Origin of the sequence: Rhodococcus sp. PAE-6 (assembly GCF_025290685.1) — a bacterium.
GTDB lineage: Bacteria > Actinomycetota > Actinomycetes > Mycobacteriales > Mycobacteriaceae > Rhodococcus > Rhodococcus pyridinivorans.
Genome location: NZ_JAOCLZ010000004.1, coordinates 241429 through 261351, shown reverse-complemented (window position 1 = coordinate 261351; position 19923 = coordinate 241429). Strand labels below are relative to the sequence as shown.

20 protein-coding genes and 2 tRNA genes are annotated in these 19923 nt (G+C 67.8%); 14 read left to right on the top strand and 8 right to left on the bottom strand.

Going from position 1 to position 19923, the window contains the following annotated elements:
- Positions 1-145: 145 nt before the first annotated feature.
- The 5 genes from gyrA to NVV99_RS11880 all read left to right on the top strand — a co-directional run bounded on the left by gyrA (position 146) and on the right by NVV99_RS11880 (position 4587).
- The gene (gyrA, locus tag NVV99_RS11900; protein WP_024102549.1) at positions 146-2650 is read left to right on the top strand and encodes a DNA gyrase subunit A; all 2505 of its coding nucleotides are present in this window, start codon (positions 146-148) and stop codon (positions 2648-2650) included.
- Entirely contained in the window at positions 2651-3913 is a 1263-nt protein-coding gene (locus tag NVV99_RS11895) for a DUF3566 domain-containing protein (RefSeq protein ID WP_024102550.1), read from the top strand.
- Between the two features lie 75 nt (positions 3914-3988).
- A tRNA-Ile gene (locus NVV99_RS11890) sits at positions 3989-4062 on the top strand.
- A gap of 137 nt (positions 4063-4199) precedes the next feature.
- A tRNA-Ala gene (locus NVV99_RS11885) sits at positions 4200-4272 on the top strand.
- 99 nt (positions 4273-4371) lie between these two features.
- Positions 4372-4587, top strand: a complete 216-nt coding sequence (locus NVV99_RS11880; protein WP_024102551.1) for a hypothetical protein — start codon at positions 4372-4374, stop codon at positions 4585-4587.
- A gap of 42 nt (positions 4588-4629) precedes the next feature.
- Here the strand turns inward: NVV99_RS11880 and NVV99_RS11875 are convergent, their stop codons facing one another.
- From NVV99_RS11875 to NVV99_RS11865, 3 genes are read right to left on the bottom strand one after another with little or no spacing between them, the layout of a single operon-like run.
- On the bottom strand, positions 4630-5202 hold the full coding sequence (locus tag NVV99_RS11875; RefSeq protein ID WP_024102552.1) for a TetR/AcrR family transcriptional regulator: 573 nt from the start codon (positions 5200-5202) through the stop codon (positions 4630-4632).
- A 31-nt stretch (positions 5203-5233) separates the two neighbouring features.
- Positions 5234-5914, bottom strand: a complete 681-nt coding sequence (locus tag NVV99_RS11870) for an ABC transporter ATP-binding protein (protein WP_024102553.1) — start codon at positions 5912-5914, stop codon at positions 5234-5236.
- The gene (locus NVV99_RS11865) at positions 5911-7041 is read right to left on the bottom strand and encodes an FtsX-like permease family protein (RefSeq protein WP_024102554.1); all 1131 of its coding nucleotides are present in this window, start codon (positions 7039-7041) and stop codon (positions 5911-5913) included. The genes NVV99_RS11870 and NVV99_RS11865 overlap by 4 nt, the downstream gene beginning before the upstream one ends.
- A gap of 142 nt (positions 7042-7183) precedes the next feature.
- Between NVV99_RS11865 and NVV99_RS11860 the strand changes: the two genes are divergently transcribed.
- The 4 genes from NVV99_RS11860 (at position 7184) to NVV99_RS11845 (ending at position 10459) form a co-directional block, all read left to right on the top strand.
- On the top strand, positions 7184-7684 hold the full coding sequence (locus tag NVV99_RS11860; protein WP_024102555.1) for a hypothetical protein: 501 nt from the start codon (positions 7184-7186) through the stop codon (positions 7682-7684).
- A 77-nt stretch (positions 7685-7761) separates the two neighbouring features.
- Complete coding sequence (locus NVV99_RS11855) at positions 7762-8268, top strand: copper chaperone PCu(A)C (RefSeq protein WP_024102556.1); 507 nt, start codon at positions 7762-7764, stop codon at positions 8266-8268.
- Complete coding sequence (locus tag NVV99_RS11850; protein ID WP_024102557.1) at positions 8261-9436, top strand: Dyp-type peroxidase; 1176 nt, start codon at positions 8261-8263, stop codon at positions 9434-9436. The genes NVV99_RS11855 and NVV99_RS11850 overlap by 8 nt, the downstream gene beginning before the upstream one ends.
- Positions 9437-9481: 45 nt before the next feature.
- On the top strand, positions 9482-10459 hold the full coding sequence (locus tag NVV99_RS11845; RefSeq protein WP_016931505.1) for a R2-like ligand-binding oxidase: 978 nt from the start codon (positions 9482-9484) through the stop codon (positions 10457-10459).
- A 28-nt stretch (positions 10460-10487) separates the two neighbouring features.
- On the opposite strand, the gene NVV99_RS11840 is transcribed toward NVV99_RS11845, so the two are convergent.
- Positions 10488-11594 carry a hypothetical protein gene (locus tag NVV99_RS11840; protein ID WP_024102558.1) on the bottom strand — a complete coding sequence of 369 codons (1107 nt, stop codon included), beginning with the start codon at positions 11592-11594 and terminating at the stop codon, positions 10488-10490.
- Between the two features lie 215 nt (positions 11595-11809).
- Here NVV99_RS11840 and NVV99_RS11835 point away from each other — a divergent pair, with 215 nt between their 5' ends.
- Complete coding sequence (locus tag NVV99_RS11835; RefSeq protein WP_024102559.1) at positions 11810-13102, top strand: lipase family protein; 1293 nt, start codon at positions 11810-11812, stop codon at positions 13100-13102.
- 73 nt (positions 13103-13175) lie between these two features.
- Here NVV99_RS11835 and NVV99_RS11830 read toward each other — a convergent pair whose 3' ends face one another.
- On the bottom strand, positions 13176-15131 hold the full coding sequence (locus tag NVV99_RS11830; protein ID WP_024102560.1) for an acyl-CoA dehydrogenase family protein: 1956 nt from the start codon (positions 15129-15131) through the stop codon (positions 13176-13178).
- 355 nt (positions 15132-15486) lie between these two features.
- On the bottom strand, positions 15487-15951 hold the full coding sequence (locus tag NVV99_RS11825) for a hypothetical protein (protein ID WP_024102561.1): 465 nt from the start codon (positions 15949-15951) through the stop codon (positions 15487-15489).
- A gap of 101 nt (positions 15952-16052) precedes the next feature.
- On the opposite strand from NVV99_RS11825, the gene NVV99_RS11820 reads away from it, so the two are divergent.
- Both NVV99_RS11820 and NVV99_RS11815 read left to right on the top strand, forming a co-directional pair.
- Positions 16053-16580, top strand: coding sequence for a peptidylprolyl isomerase (locus NVV99_RS11820; protein WP_024102562.1), 528 nt, complete (start codon positions 16053-16055; stop codon positions 16578-16580).
- Between the two features lie 10 nt (positions 16581-16590).
- A complete protein-coding gene (locus tag NVV99_RS11815; protein WP_024102563.1) occupies positions 16591-17517 on the top strand; it encodes a rhomboid family intramembrane serine protease in 927 nt (308 codons plus the stop codon).
- Here the strand turns inward: NVV99_RS11815 and NVV99_RS11810 are convergent.
- Both NVV99_RS11810 and crgA read right to left on the bottom strand, forming a co-directional pair.
- Complete coding sequence (locus NVV99_RS11810; RefSeq protein WP_006550937.1) at positions 17502-17960, bottom strand: PH domain-containing protein; 459 nt, start codon at positions 17958-17960, stop codon at positions 17502-17504. The genes NVV99_RS11815 and NVV99_RS11810 overlap by 16 nt on opposite strands.
- Positions 17961-18067: 107 nt before the next feature.
- Complete coding sequence (gene crgA, locus NVV99_RS11805; protein ID WP_006550938.1) at positions 18068-18331, bottom strand: cell division protein CrgA; 264 nt, start codon at positions 18329-18331, stop codon at positions 18068-18070.
- Positions 18332-18434: 103 nt separating this feature from the next.
- On the opposite strand from crgA, the gene NVV99_RS11800 reads away from it, so the two are divergent.
- Positions 18435-19160, top strand: coding sequence for a DUF881 domain-containing protein (locus tag NVV99_RS11800; RefSeq protein ID WP_024102564.1), 726 nt, complete (start codon positions 18435-18437; stop codon positions 19158-19160).
- A 75-nt stretch (positions 19161-19235) separates the two neighbouring features.
- Positions 19236-19898: an aminodeoxychorismate/anthranilate synthase component II gene (locus tag NVV99_RS11795; RefSeq protein WP_006550940.1), complete on the top strand. Its 663-nt coding sequence runs from the start codon at positions 19236-19238 to the stop codon at positions 19896-19898.
- Positions 19899-19923: the final 25 nt, after the last annotated feature.

Sequence of the window (19923 nt, the reverse complement as noted above, 5' to 3'; positions counted from 1 at the left end):
CTCGGTTCCGGACAGATCTCGGGCTGTGAAGTGCCTGTCCTTCTCGGCATCGGCTGACCTGCACCTATAGACTCGTGTGGTTGCGAGACGTCCGTCGGGCCGAAGGCCGGAGCCGGGCGTGCGAGCCGAGTAGAAGAAGGAGCTCATGACCGACACCACGTTGCCTCCGGAGGGGCCGGGGCACGACCGCATCGAGCCCGTCGACATCCAGCAGGAGATGCAGAGCAGTTACATCGATTATGCGATGAGCGTGATCGTGGGCCGTGCTCTGCCCGACGTGCGTGACGGTCTCAAACCGGTGCACCGTCGCGTGCTCTATGCGATGTTCGACAACGGCTTCCGCCCCGACCGCGGGTACGTGAAGTCGGCGCGCGCGGTCGCCGAGACCATGGGCAACTACCACCCGCACGGCGACGCGTCGATCTACGACACGCTCGTGCGTCTGGCGCAGCCGTGGTCGATGCGCTATCCACTCGTCGACGGCCAGGGCAACTTCGGTTCCCGCGGCAACGACGGCGCCGCCGCCATGCGGTACACCGAGTGCCGGCTCACGCCGCTCGCGATGGAGATGCTGCGGGAGATCGACCACGAAACGGTCGATTTCCAGCCGAACTACGACGGCCGCACGCAGGAACCGACGGTTCTCCCCAGCCGTATCCCCAACCTGTTGATCAACGGTTCGGGCGGTATCGCGGTCGGTATGGCCACCAACATCCCGCCGCACAATCTCGGGGAGGTTGCGGAGGCCATCTACTGGGCGCTCGACAACTTCGAGGCCGACGAGGAGACCACCCTCGCCGCGGTCATGGAGCGGATCAAGGGACCGGACTTCCCGACCGCCGGCCTGATCACGGGCACGCAGGGCATCCACGATGCCTACACGACCGGTCGCGGATCGGTGAAGATGCGCGGCGTCGTGGAGATCGAAGAGGACTCCAAGGGCCGCACCAGCATCGTCATCACCGAGCTGCCGTACATGGTCAACCCGGACAACCTCATCACGTCGATCGCCGAACAGGTCCGCGACGGCAAGATCGCGGGCATCTCCGACATCCACGACGAGTCGTCCGACCGCGTGGGCATGCGCATCGTCGTCACTGTCCGCCGCGACGCGGTGGCCAAGGTGGTTCTCAACAACCTCTACAAGCACACGCAGCTGCAGACGAGTTTCGGCTGCAACATGCTGTCGATCGTCGACGGGGTGCCGCGCACGCTGCGCCTCGACCAGATGATCCGGTTGTACGTCAACCACCAGATCGAGGTCATCGTCCGGCGTACGCGGTACCTGCTGCGCAAGGCCGAGGAACGCGCCCACATTTTGCGCGGCCTGGTCAAGGCCCTCGACGCGCTCGACGAGGTCATCGCGCTCATCCGCGCGTCGCAGACCGTCGACATCGCGCGCGCCGGCCTGATCGATCTGCTCACGGTCGACGAGATCCAGGCCGACGCCATCCTGGCGATGCAGCTGCGTCGCCTGGCTGCTCTCGAGCGTCAGAAGATCGTCGACGACCTCGCCGAGATCGAGCGCGAGATCGAGGACTACAAGGACATCCTGGCCCGTCCGGAGCGGCAGCGCGCCATCGTCCGCGACGAGCTGAAGGAGATCGTCGACAAGTACGGCGACGAGCGCCGCACGCGGCTTGTCGCGGCCGACGGCGATGTCAACGACGAGGACCTCATCGCACGTGAGGACGTCGTCGTCACCATCACCGAGACCGGTTACGCCAAGCGCACGCGCACCGACCTGTACCGCTCGCAGAAGCGCGGCGGCAAGGGCGTCAAGGGTGCCGAGCTCAAGCAGGACGACATCGTCAAGCACTTCTTCGTGACGTCCACGCACGACTGGCTGCTGTTCTTCACGACGAAGGGCCGCGTCTACCGCGCGAAGGCGTACGAGCTGCCCGAGGCGAATCGCACGGCGCGTGGTCAGCACGTCGCGAACCTCCTGGCCTTCCAGCCCGACGAGCGCATCCAGGGCGTCATCCGCCTCAAAACCTACGAGGATGCGCCGTACCTGGTGCTCGCGACCCGCAACGGCCTGGTCAAGAAGTCGCGCCTGTCGGACTTCGACTCCAACCGTTCGGGCGGCATCGTCGCGATCAACCTGCGCGGCGACGACGAGCTCGTCGGCGCGGTGTTGTGCTCCGCCGAGGACGATCTGCTGCTCGTCTCGCAGCAGGGCCAGTCGATTCGTTTCTCGGCCACCGACGAGGCGCTGCGTCCGATGGGCCGCGCGACCTCCGGTGTGCAGGGCATGCGGTTCAACGGCGAGGACAAGCTGCTCTCGCTCAACGTCGTCAAGGAGGGCACGTACCTGCTGGTCGCGACCTCGGGTGGTTACGCCAAGCGCACCCCGATGGAGGACTACCCGGTCCAAGGTCGCGGCGGTAAGGGTGTTCTGACCATCCAGTACGACCGCAAGCGTGGCAACCTGGTCGGGGCGCGCATCGTCGAGGACGACGACGAGTTGTACGCCATCACCTCGAGCGGCGGTGTCATCCGCACTGCGGCGAAGCAGGTGCGCAAGGCAGGCCGTCAGACCAAGGGCGTGCGGCTCATGAACCTGGCCGAGGGCGATACATTGCTCGCGATCGCGCGCAACGCCGACGAGCCGGACGAAGCCGACGCAGCCGGAGCTAAGGAGTCGTAAGTGAGCACTCCCCAGGGACCGAACGGGGCCGATCGCGGGCAAACCGGTCGGAAGCCGGAGGACCGTACAGAGAACGAGGTGAAGCCCGAGAACAAGGGCACGCAGCAGGGCCCGGCCTCGGAGCAGAAACCGGCGCCGGAGAACCGGCCGTCGCAGTCGTCACCGGCCCAGCCTTCGCAGGCTCCTGGGGCACCGGCGGAGGGTTCGTCCGCTCCCGCAGCGGGAGCAGCGGACCCGGCACCCGTGCAGGGTCCGGCCGACCAGCAGCCGGCAGCAGGCAGGAAGGCCGCCGAGCCGACGGCGAAGGCGGCGCAGGACACGCCTGCTCAGGGCGGCTCCCAGAAGTCCGGTGGTGCCTCAGCGGACGGTAAGAACGGATCGGCTGCGGCCGATCAGCCGGCCACAGGTCAGCAACGCACCGCCCAGATGCCCCGCTCCGGCGGCCCGACCCCTCCCTGGCAGCGGGGAGCGGCGTCGGCGCAGTCGGGCTCCCCGCAGAACGCTCCGCAGACGAACGTTCCGGGTGTGGGTCAGGGTCTGTCCAAGCAGGGTGGAGCGCCTCAGCGCCCCGCTGGGGCCTCGGCCAAGGGCTCTGCGGCCGGAGGCCCGGAGCCGTCGACGCGTCCCGTCGTGACCGGCACAGCGGCTCCCAATGCCGCCGGAGGAGCTGGCCCGGCCGGGGGCGGAGACGCCGCGCGCGGGACGCGCGACCGGGCTGCTGCAGCGAAGGCGAAGTCCGCGGTAATCGACGGCCCGACACGGCACATCGAACGCAAGGATCTCGCCAAGGACCTGCCGGATCTGTCCGCAGTGAAGCATCCGTCGACCGGTTCGCCGAGCACGGGGGAGACCCCGCAGGTGAGCGCCCCCGCCACCACCGCGGTGCCCACGGCGATCCCCGCCGCCGGACCGCTGCGGGCCACCGTGCAGATCCGCCGTATCGACCCCTGGTCGATGCTGAAGATCTCGTCGGTGATCTCGGTGTCGTTGTTCTTCGTGTGGATGATCGCGGTCGGCCTACTCTACGGCGTGCTGGCCGGCATGGGGGTATGGGAACGCCTCAACAGTGCGTTCACCGACATCGTCTCCGACGCCGGTAGCGGTGCGCTCGTCTCGGCCGGCCAGGTGTTCGGCTACGCGACGATCATCGGCATCGCCAACACGGTGTTGCTGACGGCTCTCGCGACCCTCGGTGCGTTCATCTACAACCTCTGCACCGATCTCGTCGGCGGCGTTCAGGCCACCCTCGCCGACCCGGATTGACCTGCCGGAACGCTGCCCCGCCGAGGCGATTTGTTTCCGGCGACCCCGGTGGGGTAGTGTTCCATCTCGGTTCGAGGGCCTATAGCTCAGGCGGTTAGAGCGCTTCGCTGATAACGAAGAGGTCGGAGGTTCAAGTCCTCCTAGGCCCACTCCCGTGCCGAAAGGATGATCGGAATGAGGGTTCTCGCACTCGTGGGAACCGGGATTCTGATCGTTCTCGGAATCGCTCGCATGCTTCGGAGCGAAGACGAATGGCACGCGGTTCCCAGTCGCTGACGCGGCGGACGGGGCCTTAGCTCAGTTGGTAGAGCGCTGCCTTTGCAAGGCAGATGTCAGGAGTTCGAATCTCCTAGGCTCCACAATCACATGAATGCAGGTAAAGGGCGCTTCCGATCTTTCGGAAGCGCCCTTTCTCTGTTGCTGCCTCGGCCCGTCTGCCCACATTCCACACTCGAAGGGTGACGCCCCGCCTCTCTCCGCGACTCGCCGAGATCGTCGCCGTGCTGCCGCTGGAGCCGCACCTACGTGTGCTGGATCAGGGTCGGTGCACTCGACGGTCGGCACCCGAAGCCGGCAGGGTCGCTCTGGAGCCGATCGCGGCGGCGACACCGCCGGATGCGCGCCTGTTCGTCGACGGTGGTGACCCGCTCCGGGAGCTTGTCACCCCGAGGTGATCGTGAACGGTCCCGAATCGACGGTCCGTTTCACGTGAAACATCAGGAGAGCGCGGTGGTGAGAACCCTGCGGATCGAGGAGCGCACCTCGTCGAGCTTGCGGCCGGATTCGATCAATTCCGTTCCCTTGTGCACGAGCGCGGTGACGAGCTCGGCATCGAGTTCGGGATCCGCGACTCCGAGGACCCGCAGCGACTCGACGAGGGGGAGGACGAGGTCCTGATGCATGGCGTGCATGCTCTCGTCACTGAACGCCTGAGGGGTGAAAGCGGCGAGAGCACCGACGATCGCGTGCTCTCCCTCGGCGACCAGCTGCAGATTGACGTCGATGTACGTCAGCACCCGCTCCGTCGGATCGGACACCTTCTCCATCGCCTCGATCACGCGCGTGTTCCAGCGCGGGAACATGTCGACGACGACCGCGTGCAGCAGGTCGTCGCGCGAATCGAAGTAGTTGTAGACGCTCGACCGGGCCAGACCCGCACGACGCGCCACGTCGCCGAGCGAGGGTGCCTGTTCCGGTTTCTCGGCGAGGAGTTCGAGCGCCGCGTCGAGGAGGGCACGGCGCTGCGCTGCGCGGTGCTCCGCGACCGTCGCTGCGGAAATTTTCGGCACCGCCGGCCCTCCTCGTTCGGCTGTCGACCGTTCAGTCGTGTGGTCGAAGTCTTCCGTCGACCATTTCGAGCACGCGGTCGCAGTGCCGCAGGATTTCGTGGTCGTGGGTGACCATGATCGTAGCCACTCCACTGGTGTGGGTTTCCCGTGCCAGCAGTTCGACGACCTCGTGGCTGCGTTTTCGATCGAGGGCGGCGGTGGGTTCGTCGACGAGCAACAACGACGGTTCGGCCATCAGGGCCCGCGCGATGCCGACACGTTGACGCTCACCGCCCGAGAGCTGCCCGGGTCGCCGATGGGCGCGGTGCTCCATACCTACCGAGGCGAGCAGCTCGTCAGGGTTCCGTCCGGGGCGTCCGGCGATCTTCTCGACGAGGAGCAGTTGATCGCGCGCGATCAGGGCGGGGAGGAGATTGCCGGACTGGAATACGAAGCCGACCCGCTCTCGGCGCAGCTTCGCGGTCGCCCGCGGGTCGAGTGCGGTCATCTCGATACCGTCGACACTCACGGTGCCGGAAGTGGGTCGGCTGAGGCCACCGGCGACCGCCAGCAGACTCGATTTGCCGGCACCGGACGGCCCGACGACGGCGACCAGCTCACCCGGCTCGACGCCGAGGTCGACGTGATCGAGGGCGTGGACCGTGCTGTCGCCGTCGCCGAAGGACAGGCAGACGTCGGACAGTGCGAGGCCGGTGGAGGTGGTGACGGTCATCTGTTCTCTCCCAGGGCAGCGAGCGGATCGACACGGACGATGCGGACCACGGCGAGGGCGGCGCCGAGCAGGCCGAGGACGACGAGCAGAACGGCACCTCGAGCGACGGGGCCGGATTCGAGGACGAACGGCATGCCGCTGCCCTCGAGGCCCGACCCGAGTCCGAGACCGACGAGCACGCCGACGGCCACGGAGCCGACGAGCACGATCACGGCCTGCAGGAGGGCGTCGCGCAGGAGGAATCCGGTGGAGGCGCCCATCGCGCGGAGGACGGCGATCTCACGGCTGCGCTGCACGGTCCAGATCGTGAAGAACGCTCCTACGACGAGGGCTGAGATCGCGTAGAGGAAGGCGGTGATCATCGACATCGTCATCATCTCGGCGCTGTAGCCGGGGGAGGAATCGAACGATTCCTCCAGGATCTTCGCTGTCGTACCGGCTGCTGCGTCACCCGCGGTGAGATCGGGCAGTGCTCCGTCCACACCCTCGATCGCGACCACACTGGCTTCGGTGTACGCGCTCGGAGGGACCTGCTCACCGAGCCGGACACCGGCGTGGATCTCCTGCCAGGTGCTCAGGGGAAGGTAGGCGACGTCGACGTGACCGAAGGTGCGCTTGTCGGAGGTGAACCCGACGACGTCCAACCGGGTACCGAGACGATCGACGACGATCGTGTCGCCGAGTTCGACGCCGGTGGCGCGGGCGCTGTCGCTGAGGAAGACATCGGTGTCACCACCGAGCGGTGCCCCCTCGGAGACCGAGGGTTCGAGGAACGAGCCCGGCCGGATGCCGAAGAGTGTGAGGTCCACGGGGACCCCGCTCTCGGTTTTCGCGTTGACGATGGTGTTGCCGAACAGTTCGGCGCGAGCGACGTCCGGGCGGGCACGCCAGGCGTCGGCCTGGTCTTCCGTGACCACGGATCGGGAGAATGCGGAGTCGGCCTTGGTTCCTTCGGCGAAGGCGAATGCCTGCACCGGTGTGCGCTGCAGTGCGGAGACGCCGTCGACGACGAGACCGGACGACAGACCGGACAGGATCACCATGAGGATCGAGATGAGCGCGACGACGGCGCCCATCAACAGGAAGCGGGTGCGCGCGAACCATAGTTCGCGCATGGCAAGAAACATGCGGAGTCCTTCGTGGGCTGGACCGGATATGTGCCCAATCTTCTCGACGGCACGTCGATATCTTACCGACGCGCTGTCGTTATATTTGGTGATGGTTACTACATGGTGTAGTAATCGCAGGTGAGGGAAGTATTCTGACTTCATGGCCGAGGTGAACTCCGTGATGCGCATGCGCGCGGTCTTCGTGAGCGGAATCTCGGCCGCACTGAGCATCGCCGCGCACGCCTTCGCCGGCGGAGCGATTCCCCACCAGGACGCCCTGGTGTTCCTCCTCGGGCTTGCCTTCGCTGTCGGAGTCCTCACCGGCGAAACCAGGCTTCCGGTGCCGCTCGTCCTCGTCCTCGGGCAGGTCGCCGGCCACCTCGTGCTGGGACTCCACGACGGTCACCTGCACACACCGGGATCCGGAATGATGTCCGCCCACGCGGTTGCCGTCCTCCTCGCCGCAGTATTGGTACGGGGTGCCGAGAAGGGCTGCGAAGCAGCACTCGCAGCGCTGCGCCGGATCGTTCCCGAGACGTACCGCACGCTGCCCGTGGCCGTCGCCGAACCTGTCCCGACGATCCACCGACCCGATATCGGTCCCGGCGTACTACTCGTCGGCGGAACCGGCAGCCGCGCACCTCCCGTTGTTCTCCGCTAGGTCAACCTTCTCGGTCGCCGCCGCCGGCGACCGCTCGTTCCGTGTGCCCGCAGAGGCACCGACACTTACGGAGAATCATGAAGAAGACCATGTTCGGCACTGCGATCGCCGCAACGGCCCTGCTCGCCGCCGCTTGCGGTTCCGACACCGGCACCACCGACTCGGCCGAGGCCGTCGTCGTGTCCGAAGCCTGGGTCAAGGCATCCGACACCGGGATGACCGGTGCCTTCGCCGAGATCGAGAACACCGGCAGCAGTGACGTGCACATCGTCGGCGCGTCCAGTCCTGCATCCGCCACCACGGAACTGCACGAGATGGTGTCGTCCGGCGGCGCCTCGATGGTGATGCAGGAGATGGGGGACGGGCTCGTCATCCCCGCGGACACCGTGCACAGCCTCGCGCCCGGCGGCGACCACCTCATGCTCATGGACCTCGTGGAGCCTCTGCGACCCGGGAGCACGGTGACCTTCACACTCGAGTTCGCGGACGGATCGACCGAGGAGTTCACGGCCCAGGTCCGCGACTTCGCCGGGGCACAGGAGGAGTACGTGCCGTCCCACGACGGGGCAGCCCACGATGGCTAGGTTCACTCGACGCACCCTGCTCGGGGGCGGTGTCGCCGCGCTGGGTGCAGCAGGACTCGGCGCGGTCGGAGGTGGGACGGCGGTCGCGTCCCGCATCTCCGAACCGATCGGCGCGCGGACCGTGGAGATCCACGGCACCCATCAGGCCGGTATCGACACCCCCGCGCAGTCCTTCGCGTCGTTCGTGGCACTGGACCTCGCCGAGGGTGTCGATCGTGACGGGCTCGTCGGGATCATGCGGGTGTGGGCCGAGGATTCGCGGCGACTCACCACCGGGACGCCGGCGCTGGGCGACACCGAACCCGAACTCGCCGTCGAGCCGGCCCGGCTGACGGTCACGGTCGGCTACGGTCCCGTGGTCTTCGACGCCGCGGGCCTGACCGACCGACGACCCGCGTGGCTGAAGCCGCTGCCGGCCTTTCCGATCGACCGGCTCGAGGAACGATGGTCCGGCGGCGACCTGCTGTTGCAGGTCTGCGCCGACGACCCGGTGACCGTCTCGCACGCGGTCCGCACACTCACCAGGAGTGTGCGATCGGTGGCGACGGTCCGCTGGATCCAGCGAGGGTTCCGGCGTGCGGCCGGCACGCGACCCGACGGGACGACCATGCGCAACCTCATGGGGCAGGTAGACGGCACCGTCAATCCTGCCCCGCACAGCCCGGACTTCGACCGGCAGGTGTGGAATCCGGGTGACCCGCCGTGGATGGCCGGTGGCACCTCACTCGTGTTACGCCGGATCCGCATGGAACTCGACACCTGGGACGAGCTGGACCGTCCCGCTCGGGAACTCGCCGTCGGCCGGCGACTGTCGAACGGTGCTCCGCTGACGGGTTCGGAGGAACACGACGACGCCGACTTCGAGGCCACCGACCGGTTCGGTATCCCGGTGATCCCGCCGGAATCGCACGTCGCGCGGGCACGTCCCCGCACCGGCGACGAGCAGTTCCTGCGACGGGGTTACAACTACGACGACCAGGACGGCGCCGGATTGCTGTTCGCCACCTATCAGGTGGACGTGGACCGTCAGTTCGTCCCGGTGCAGCAGCGCCTCGCCGAGCACGACGCGCTGAATCCGTGGATCACGCCGATCGGGTCGGCGGTCTTTCTCGTCCCTCCGGGATTCGGTCCGAAGGGGTATCCCGGCGACACCTTGCTGGGTGACTGAGACAAGACCGCGACGTATGTGGAATCGAGGTCTAACCTCGAGGGTGTGACCGAGATTACACAGATACGTCAGGGTTTCGCGTCGCTGCGGGAAGGCGGCCTGAACTGGGACGCCTTTCCGCTCCGGCTCTTCGCGAAGGGCAACGCAGCGCACTGGGATCCGATGGACATCGACTTCTCCCACGACGCCGAGGACTGGGCGTCGCTCAACTCGGAACAACGCCGCAGTTCGACCTATCTGGTCGCGTTGTTCGTCGCCGGCGAGGAGGCCGTCACGCAGGACATCCTTCCGTTCCTCCGCGCCATGGAAGCGGAGGGCCGGTTGGGTGACGAGATGTACCTGACCCAGTTCTGCTACGAGGAGGCCAAGCACGTGCAGGTGTTCCGTCGCTGGATGGACACCGTGGGACTGACATCCGACCTGCACCCGTTCGTTGCCGAGAATCCCTACTACCGGCGGCTGTTCTACGAGGAACTGCCGCACAGTCTGCGCGTGCTCGATCGAGATCCGTCCCCGGCCAATCAGGTCCGCGCGAGTGTCACCTACAACCACGTCATCGAGGGCAGTCTCGCGCTGACGGGCTACTACGCGTGGCAGAAGGTGTGCACCAAGTACGGGATCCTGCCGGGCATGCAGGAGATCATCCGGCGGATCGGCTCCGACGAGCGCCGGCACATGGCCTGGGGCACGTTCACCTGCCGACGGCATGTGGCAGCGGACGACTCGAACTGGAACGTCGTGTTGCAGCGGATGGAGGAGTTGCTTCCCCTCGCGACCGGAATGATCCAGTGGCAGAACGAGCAGTTCGACGAACAGCCCTACGGTCTCGACAACGACGAGTTCATCTCCTATGCGGCCGACCGGGCACAGAGACGGCTCGGCGCAATAGAATCCGCGCGCGGACGCCCGCTGGAGGAGATCGATCTCGATTTCGCTCCCGCCGTGCTCGAGGACCGTTTCGGGGACGAGGACGCCGCCGCGCTCGCTGCGGTTCCGGCCCCCGACCGCACCCCGGCGGACTGAGCAGGGTCGATCGGAGGCAGGAGATCGATCAGAGCAGCATGCCGGCGAGGATCGCGATCAGCACGAGAACGGCGACCACCCCGATGACGACCGTTCTCGTGTTGCCGGTGTTCTCGTCTGCGGTGCCCGTGGTGAGCACCGGAACGGGTGCGGCCTCCTTCCTCGCGGCTCCGCGGTTCTCGGCGGTGCTCTCGGCCCCGAGACGTCTCTCCTCGAGTTCGCGCAGCCGAGCGAAACCGCCGGTGAGCACGTCGGTTTCGTCGTAGGAAGGTGGAAGTCCGATCCGGGTCTTGTTGGTCTCGCGTGCCGGCGTGAATCCGGCCGCGAGGATCGCGGCGCCGAGCGCCGCCGTCTGTTCCGGGCCCGGCCCGACGAGGCTGCGCACCGTGAGCTTCGTGGCGAGGCTGTTCGCGATCTCCTGGATGTGGGTGCGATCTCGTGCGACGAGACCGTCGCCCATGACGACGACGGCCTCGAGATTGTCCGGTATCCAGCCGAACGATCCGAGGGCCGTGGCGAGTTGGGCCGCCGGGGACGGAGCGCCCTGAGCGGGGGTGCGGTAGGCCTTGCCGGCGGGCACGCCCGAGCGTACGAGGGTGACGGTCGAGCCGCCGTCGTCGAGATGGAAGACCCCCACGAGTTGGCCAGGGGTCTCGGAGATCTCGGAGGCGTACCAGGCGGCGGCCGCCTGCGCATCGGACACGAGATCCACGTGCCGCAGATTCGCGTAGTCCAGGGCGGCACGCAAGGTCGCGATGGTGTCCGGATCCCAGTGCGACGGGTAGGTGGCGGCGTAGCCGGGGTCGCTGTCCCTGTCCATGCCACCGAAGGTCGGCAACGGGTGGCACTCCCGCAACAGGCAGTGGATGGCGGTGGCCATCGCGTCCTCGGCGCGGTACATGCGACCGTCGCTCGCGGTGATGCCCGAGGCGTCGCCGACCCGCGTGAGGAAGCCCGCGATCGTGCGTGCTTCGTCCCCGTGCGCCACGCTGCCGAGCGACGTGTTGCCGTCGTGGTCGACGTGCAGGACGGAGTCGCGGGCGAGGACGACAGGGTCGGGAGTGCCGGGTTCGTTGGATGCGATGACCGCCGTGGACACGACTCGCCCGATCCGGAGGCCGACACCGATTGCCATGTCTTCCCTTCCTCGAGAGGCTGCTCGTCCGTCGTGCTGCCGAGGACCCGACTCGCTCCGGGTGCGCCGGACAAATGCACCGCTTCGGGCGCGAAGAACGATTGTGGCAGACAGGGAGGGGAGTGCCGACCTTACTTTCCGGTAAGTACGTGTTACAGTCCGTACCGCCGTGACGAGGGACACACGGTTCCGGTGGATCCAGGTGGAGGAACAACATGGTGGGGCGCGCTCGGAAGTGGATGGCCGCGGCGGTGACGACGACCGTCCTTGCCGGCGGAATTCTCGGAACCACGGCGACAGCGGGAGCCGAGACGGACTTCTATCTCCCGCCCGACCCACTGCCGACGGGTGCTCCCGGCGACGTCCTGCGCACGGCACCGTCCGATCTGGCATTGCGCGCACCGATCGCCGACGGCATCTTCCCGGGTCAGGGCACCAAGCTGCTGTATCGCAGCACTGACGCCAAAGGCGCACCCGATGCGGTGAGCGGAACCTACATCGAGCCGTCGACGCCGTGGAACGGTCCCGGCGACCGGCCGCTCGTCGCGCTGGCCGTCGGTACCCACGGTCAAGGTGATCAGTGCGCGCCGTCCCGCAATCTCGGCGCGCTCGTGAACTATAATCCGCCCCTCGACTTCTTCACCGAGTACGAGGTGCTGTCGATCAACGCGCTGCTGCTGCGCGGCATCGCCGTGGTCGTCACCGACTACGACGGTCTCGGTACGCCGGGGCACCACACCTACGTGAACCGCGCCGCCGAAGCCCACGCGGTGCTCGACTCGGTGCGCGCGGCGCTGAAGCTCGAGAACGCGTCGGTGACCGAGAACAGCCCGGTCGGCCTCTTCGGTTACTCGCAGGGCGGAGGCGCGTCGGGTGCTGCGGCCGAACTCGCACCCGAGTACGCCCCCGAACTGAACCTCGTCGGCGCCTACGTGGGTGCTCCGCCCGCCGACCTCGTGGCCACGTTGAAGCAGATCGACGGCACGCTGCTCACCGGTGCCATCGGGTACACGATCAACGGCCTGGCCGACGCCTACCCGGAGATCCGCGACGAGATCGACGCCGAGATCAGTGATCGCGGCCGCGAGATGCTCGCGGCCGTGGCGAACCAGTGCGTCCCGGAGACGGTGGCGAATTTCGCATTCCAGCGCACCGGCGACTACACCCGCACGGGTGAGCCCCTCGATGTCGTGCTCGACCGCCTGCCCCAGGTCCAGAAGATCCTCGCGGAGCAGCGCATCGGCAACCGCACGCCTGCCGTGCCCGTCCTCCTCCAGCACGGCACGCAGGACGACACGGTCCCCTACGGTCAGGGCCGTCAGCTGGCGCTGGACTGGTGCGATCAGGGCGCGACGGTGCAGTTCCTGCCCAACACGACGCCGCCGATCCTGCCCGGCTTCATCATCAACCATGCGGTGCCCATGATCGGCGGACTGCCCGACTCCGTCGCGTACATCGAAGCGCGACTGCGCGGTGAGCCCGCACCGTCGAACTGTGGAGCCTTCTGACGCTCCTTCGAATCCGCAATCGATCCGGCCCGCACTCCCTTCCGGGGGTGCGGGCCGGATTCGTGTGCAGGGTCTACACCGAGTGACGGGTGTCGATGATCCGGCGCGCGACGTTCGTCTCGGTCGACGGGCCCGGTTCCCAGCGGGAGATCCACGGACCGGTGCCCTCGCTCGGATCGAGCACACCGCGCTCGAGCCACTCGTATCTGCCCTCGAGAACGCCGGCCGCGGTGCGACGATCCTCGGCGTCGGTGTTCGTCCACAGGGCGTCGAACAACTTCTCCACGCGCAGCCGCGACTGCTTGCAGAACGCGTCGGCCAGTTCGAAAGCCGCGTCGGCTCCCGGGTGCCCGTCGACGCGTTGCCGTTCGGCGCGCACGCACACGGCGGTCGCGGCGAACAGCTCGGCTCCGATGTCGACGATCCGTCCGAGGAAGTTCTCCCGCTTCTCGAGTCCGGCCTGCCAGCGGGCCATCCCGTAGAAGGTCGAGCGGGCGAGCTTGCGCGAGCTGCGTTCGATGTACCTCAGATGTGTTGCCAGAGAATCGAATTCGTTGTAGGTCCGCGGTAGCTGTCCCTTGCCGGTGACGAGTTTCGGGAGCCATCGGGCGTAGAACCCGCTCGCCCGTACCGCGGCCTGCGCCTTCTCCTTGCCCGTCGAATCGGGGTCGGCGAGTTCGCCGGCTGCGCGCAGGTGGGCGTCGACCGCCTCGCGGGCGACGAGGAGACGCATGATCTCGCTCGACCCCTCGAAGATGCGGTTGATCCGCAGGTCGCGGACGAGTTGCTCTGCGGGAACAGCCCGTTCGCCGCGCGCCGCCAGCGACTCGGCGGTCTCGTAGCCGCGTCCGCCGCGGATCTGCACGAGTTCGTCGGCGATGAGGCATCCCATCTCGCTCGCCCACAACTTCGCCAGTGCCGCCTCGATGCGGATGTCGTTGCGCTGTTCGTCGTTCATCTGGCCCGACAGTTCGACGACGGACTCGAGTGCGTAGGTGGTCGCGGCGATGAACGAGATCTTCGCGGCGACGGCCTCGTGCTCACCGACCGGCTTGCCCCACTGCACCCGTTCCGACGACCATTCGCGGGCGATCTTCAGCGCCCACTTGCCGGCACCCGAGCACATCGCGGGGATGGCGAGGCGACCGGCGTTGAGCGTCGTCAACGCGATCTTCAGCCCGTCGCCCTCACGTCCGATGAGGTTCTCCTTCGGAACCCGCACCTTGTGCAGCCGGGTCACGCCGTTCTCGATGCCGCGCAGGCCCATGAAGGAGTTGCGGCGTTCGACGGTGATGCCGGGTGAATCCGCTTCCACGACGAAGGCGGAGATCCCGCCGCGATGGCCCTCGCTCTTCGGTACGCGGGCCATGACGACGAGCAGTTCGGCGACCACCCCGTTGGTCGTCCACAGCTTGACGCCCTCGAGTTCGTAGGCGCTGCCGTCCTCGACCGGGATGGCGGTGGACGCGAGTCGGGCGGGGTCGGACCCGACGTCGGGTTCGGTGAGCAGGAAAGCCGAGATGGCGCCGCGCGCGCATCGCGGCAGGAAGCGCTGCTTCTGCTCAGGGGTGCCGGCGAGCTTGAGCGGTTCCGGCACACCGATCGACTGATGGGCCGACAGCAGCGCGCCGATGCTGGGATGCACGCAGGCGACGACCGTCAGGGCCCGGTTGTAGGCGACCTGCGACAGCCCGAGGCCGCCGTACTCCTGCGGGATCTTCATGCCGAAGCAGCCGAGTTCGGCCAGCTCGCGGACGTATTCGTCGGGTATCCGCGCGTCGCGTTCGATGCGGCCGCCGTCCATCGAACTGCACGCGGCGCGCAGGCGTGCGAGGAACTCCTCGGTACGGGAGTCCTCGTCGGGTGTCGGTCGCGGGAAGGGGTGGACGAGGTCGAGGGTGAGCCGTCCGAGGAACAGTTCCTTCGCGAAGGACGGCTTGTTCCACTCGGATTCGCGCGCCTGCTCCGCTACTTCACGAGCCTGCCGCTCGGTGACCTGTGGGGTTCGGACATCGGCGCTCTCTGCCATGACTGCCTCCGGGTCGCGTGCCTACTGGTGAGTATGCACCCGGATGTGTCTCTTATCACAGGTTCGGGCGAGTCGATCATGGAGCAGTCGGGGTGTGAACTAGATCACTACCGCGGAAGTCGTCGGGGACGTGCGGGTACTCCCGGACGCGCCTACGCTCGAATCGTCACCGACGACGTGCCCCGCCCGTCACTCGCCGATCCCCATCGCGGATCGGAACGGAGGTGGCCATGGAATTCCTGGCCTTCGTCCCCGTCCTGCTCACTTTCCTCGGCGCGCTCTACTTCGCGGCGTGCCTCATCGTCGACCGCGAGATCCGATCGGCGGAACGAGAATTCGGCACCGCGGGCGGCGATCAGACCTCCGAGGTGTCGGTGGACTCGGGGGAGACCGGCGTCGAGGCGGCCTCGTCGGTCGTCGTCTCGGCGGACTCCGCGGGCCGCACGCGCGGCGGTTCCGGAGCGATCGGAGGGTGATCCGGCCGTCGTCGCCGGTAGAACACGACCCCGCCTGCGGCCAGGACGGCAACCGCGCCGGCGACGACGAGACCGAACCGCCTGCCCGTGCGCTCCGGACGAGAGGACGACTTCGCGGCACACCGCTCGGCCGCGGCCCGCCGGGCCACCGAGAGCAGTTCGCCCGCGACGTCCAGACCCTTGCGTGCTGCGAACAGTCCGGCCGCACTCGAGCCCTGCGCGAGAGCTACCGCGCCCTCGCCGGCCACGCGGAGAGCACCCGCGAGATTGCCGGATTCGTCGTGGCGTCGCACGAATGCCGGAAGCCACACGTCGTCGGTCTCGGCATGAATCAGCTTGCTCATGCGTCCACTCTTCCATACCGCCCGGACCTGTGGTCGTGACCGGAGAGCGTGTCCCGCGCCGCCTGTCCTGCCCGGGAAGCGGGCAATGGCACCATGGTGGGGTGACTTCACCGCATCAGACAGCAACGGCCACGCTCCACACGAACCGCGGCGACATCGCGATTGCGCTTTTCGGCAACCACGCGCCGAAGACCGTCGAGAACTTCGTCGGCCTGGCTCAGGGCACCAAGGAGTACAAGACCCAGAACGCCAAGGGCGAGACCAGCGGTCCGTTCTACGACGGCGCGGTCTTCCACCGCGTCATCGACGGCTTCATGATCCAGGGTGGCGACCCCACCGGCACCGGCCGCGGCGGCCCGGGCTACCAGTTCGCCGACGAGTTCCACCCCGAGCTGCAGTTCGACCGCGGCTACCTGCTCGCGATGGCGAACGCCGGCCCGGGCACCAACGGCTCGCAGTTCTTCATCACCGTCGGCCCGACCCCGCACCTCAACCGTCGCCACACCATCTTCGGTGAGGTCGTCGACGCCGAGTCGAAGAAGGTCGTCGACGCGATCGCGACCACCGCCACCGACCGCGCCGATCGCCCGGTCGACGACGTCGTGATCAACAGCATCACCATCTCCTGAGAGAGTTCCCATGACGAACCCCGGCTGGGGCTCCGCGGCCGAAGGTGGTGGCCCGCAACCCCAGCCGCGGTGCGTTCGCCATCCCGACCGCCCGACCCTTCTCGCCTGCTCCCGATGCGGCCGGCCCGCGTGCCCCGAGTGCCTGCGTCCCGCCTCGGTCGGTCAGCACTGCGTCGACTGCGTCGCCGCGGCCGAACGGTCGACACCGCAGGCCCGCACCATCGCCGGCGCACCCGTCCGTTCCGATCGGCCCTCGCCGATCGTGACGTACGTGCTCATCGCGCTGAATGTGCTCGTCTTCGGCATCACCGCCGCGCAGTCGGGCAGCGTGATGACCAACGAGCAGGGCTCGGCGCTGTTCCTCGACTGGGCGTTGTGGCCGCCCATCATCGCCGCGCACGGCGAGTACATCCGGATCCTCGGCAGCGGATTCCTGCACTTCGGCCTGCTCCATCTGGCCGTCAACATGTTCGCCCTGTGGGTGATCGGACGCGACACCGAACTCGTGCTCGGACGCGCCCGGTACCTCTCGGTCTACCTCGTGTCGATCCTCGGCGGGTCCGCCGCAGTGATGTTCATGGAGACCGGAGCGGTCACCGCCGGAGCGTCGGGAGCGGTCTTCGGTCTGCTCGGCGCGCAGGCCGTCATCCTGCTGCGCCTGCGTCGCAGCCCGGCACCCGTGCTGGCCATCGTCGGCCTCAACGTGATCATCAGCATCACCGTCCCGGGCATCTCCCTGTGGGGTCACCTGGGCGGTCTCGTCGCCGGTGCCGCCGCGACAGCGGCCCTGCTCTACGCCCCGCAGTATCTCGGTGCCGGCACCGACCGGGACCGCATCGTGCGCACCGGATGGATCGCGCTGGTCGCGGTCGTCGCGGTGACGCTGGTCGCGATCGTGCTCGCCGTCGTGCGGCTACGCGATCAACTGGGTGTCTGATCGGGCGCGAGATCGCGCATCGCCAGCGCGGCGTGCACGTTCCGCGGGTCGGTGCCCAGATCCCACCGGCCGAAGATCATCAGGTTCTCCGTGCCGGTCGCGGGGTCGATCGTGTCGATCTCGAGCATCGGCACGCGCCGCCCGAAGCGCGGGTACTCGACGATCCGCACGCGGTGCAGGGCCGCGCGCGGGAACTCGCGACGACCCGTCAACCGCATCGTCGCGATCCCCGTTCCTCCAGGGAGCACTTCGAGACGCGGACGCTGCCGCAGCGCGAGCGCGACCATCACGAGGACGAGCACCGCCGCGAAACCCACCAGTACGCGACCGGCCGCGTCGGGAACCGCAACCGCGGCGGTCACGGCCAAGGCGATACCGGCGGCCGACAACGCCGCTATCGCGGCGGGCGGCGTCGCCCACCGCAGCGGTGTCTCGTCGGGCATCTGCGTCCTCTTCCGATCCGTTCCCCGGGGACCTCTCACCGGGTTGTGCACAGTGTTATCCCCAGGTGGGGATGAATAACATCGGTGTAACCCGAGCGGGGTGGAGGTCAGCGCCAGTTCATCGTCATGATCAGACCGACCACCATGAACCCGAAACCGATCAGGAAGTTCCAGGCACCGAGATCGTTCATCCACGTGATCTGCTCGGCCGCGAGGTAGTAGACGATCAGCCACAGCAACCCGATGACCATCAGGGCGAGCATCACCGTCACGTACAACGTGCTCGACGGCGTGCCCTTGACCTTCACCGGTGTGCGGCTCACCGTCCGGGTCGCGGAGACGTCCTTCTTGCGAACCTTCGACTTGGGCATGGTGTCCTCGTTCTCACGTCTCCACCCGTCGTACACGGATGGAGTGGTCGGTCAACTACCTGTTGAGATCACGCTAACGTAAGGCCAGGATCGGAGGTACGACGTGTCGGAACGACGACTGCGCGCGCCCGTGTGGGGTGTCGCGACCCTCGTCGTCTGCCTCGTGGCCGGTCTGCTCGTGGGTACCACCCGCGGAGTGTCCGAAGGCGACGAACTGCGCGCCGGCGACTCCCCGCGACTGTCCGATCTGGTCCGGGCCGCGCAGGAGAAGGCCGACGAACTGGCCGCCACCCGAGACGATCTCACTACCCGCATCGACGAACTCCAGGACCGTGCCGCGGTGAACGACGAGGACGTCGCCGCGGTGCTCGACGACCTGTCCGCGATCGAGGATCCGGCCGGACTCGTGGCCCGCCGCGGTCCGGGCGTGACCGTCACTCTCACCGACGCACCCCGCGACGCCAACGGGCGCTATCCGTCCGGTGCCTCACCCGACGATCTCGTCGTGCACCAGCAGGACGTGCAGAGCGTGCTCAACGCGATGTGGGCCGGCGGTGCCGAGGCCGTGGCCATGCAGGATCAGCGGATCGTCGCGACGTCGGCGCCACGCTGCATCGGCAACACGCTGCTGCTGCACGGACGCACCTACTCACCGCCCTATGTCGTCACCGCGCTCGGCGACCCGGCACGGCTGCAGGCCGCGCTCGACGCCGAGCCCGGTATCCGCATCTACAAGCAGTACGCGGCCCGCTATCAACTCGGCTACACGCAGCAGGCGTCGGAGGATCTGTCGGTCCCCGCCTACACCGGTAGTTCGTCCGCGCGCTGAGCGGTGCCCGGGAGCCCTGTCCGAATCGGTCACCGGGCGGGTCGCCCTCTACCGGCCACTGAGTACCCTCGTCTCATGCGCATTCTCGTCGTCGACAACTACGACAGCTTCGTCTTCAACCTGGTCCAGTATCTGGGGCAGCTCGGAACGACGGCCGACGTGTGGCGCAACGATGACGAGCGGCTCACCGCACCGGGTGCTCTCGCGCGGGTCGCGAAGGAGTACGACGGCATCCTCCTCAGCCCAGGGCCGGGCACACCCGAACGCGCCGGGGCGAGCATCGATCTGGTCAAGGCATGTGCCGACAGCAGCACTCCGCTGCTCGGTGTGTGCCTCGGCCACCAGTCCATCGGTGTCGCGTTCGGCGCGACCGTCGATCGCGCCCCCGAGCTGCTGCACGGCAAGACCAGCCTGGTTCGTCACAACGGTGCCGGTGTGCTCGCGGGCCTGCCCGATCCGTTCACCGCGACCCGCTACCACTCGCTGACCGTGCTGCCCGAGACGATGCCCGCCGAACTCGAGCCCACCGGCCACACGGAGACCGGCATCGTCATGGCCCTGCGTCACGCCGAGCTGCCGATCCACGGTGTGCAGTTCCACCCCGAATCGGTGCTCACCCAGGGTGGTCACCGCATGCTCGCGAACTGGCTCGCGGCCTGCGGCGAGGCACCGGACGAGACGCTCGTCGCGCGCCTCGAGGCGCAGATGGCACGCGCGCTCGACGGCGGAGCCGCCTGACGCACCCCATTTCCGACGAGAAAGG

Coding starts and splice junctions, on each gene's coding strand:
- crgA (WP_006550938.1), bottom strand. CDS start 18,331: ATGCCCAAGTCGAAGGTTCGCAAGAAGGACGTCTCCGCGACCCGGACG.
- NVV99_RS11865 (WP_024102554.1), bottom strand. CDS start 7,041: ATGTTTCTTGCCATGCGCGAACTATGGTTCGCGCGCACCCGCTTCCTG.
- NVV99_RS11830 (WP_024102560.1), bottom strand. CDS start 15,131: ATGGCAGAGAGCGCCGATGTCCGAACCCCACAGGTCACCGAGCGGCAG.
- NVV99_RS11860 (WP_024102555.1), top strand. CDS start 7,184: ATGGCCGAGGTGAACTCCGTGATGCGCATGCGCGCGGTCTTCGTGAGC.
- NVV99_RS11870 (WP_024102553.1), bottom strand. CDS start 5,914: ATGACCGTCACCACCTCCACCGGCCTCGCACTGTCCGACGTCTGCCTG.
- gyrA (WP_024102549.1), top strand. CDS start 146: ATGACCGACACCACGTTGCCTCCGGAGGGGCCGGGGCACGACCGCATC.
- NVV99_RS11810 (WP_006550937.1), bottom strand. CDS start 17,960: ATGCCCGACGAGACACCGCTGCGGTGGGCGACGCCGCCCGCCGCGATA.
- NVV99_RS11850 (WP_024102557.1), top strand. CDS start 8,261: ATGGCTAGGTTCACTCGACGCACCCTGCTCGGGGGCGGTGTCGCCGCG.
- NVV99_RS11815 (WP_024102563.1), top strand. CDS start 16,591: ATGACGAACCCCGGCTGGGGCTCCGCGGCCGAAGGTGGTGGCCCGCAA.
- NVV99_RS11825 (WP_024102561.1), bottom strand. CDS start 15,951: ATGAGCAAGCTGATTCATGCCGAGACCGACGACGTGTGGCTTCCGGCA.
- NVV99_RS11795 (WP_006550940.1), top strand. CDS start 19,236: ATGCGCATTCTCGTCGTCGACAACTACGACAGCTTCGTCTTCAACCTG.
- NVV99_RS11855 (WP_024102556.1), top strand. CDS start 7,762: ATGAAGAAGACCATGTTCGGCACTGCGATCGCCGCAACGGCCCTGCTC.
- NVV99_RS11840 (WP_024102558.1), bottom strand. CDS start 11,594: ATGGCAATCGGTGTCGGCCTCCGGATCGGGCGAGTCGTGTCCACGGCG.
- NVV99_RS11835 (WP_024102559.1), top strand. CDS start 11,810: ATGGTGGGGCGCGCTCGGAAGTGGATGGCCGCGGCGGTGACGACGACC.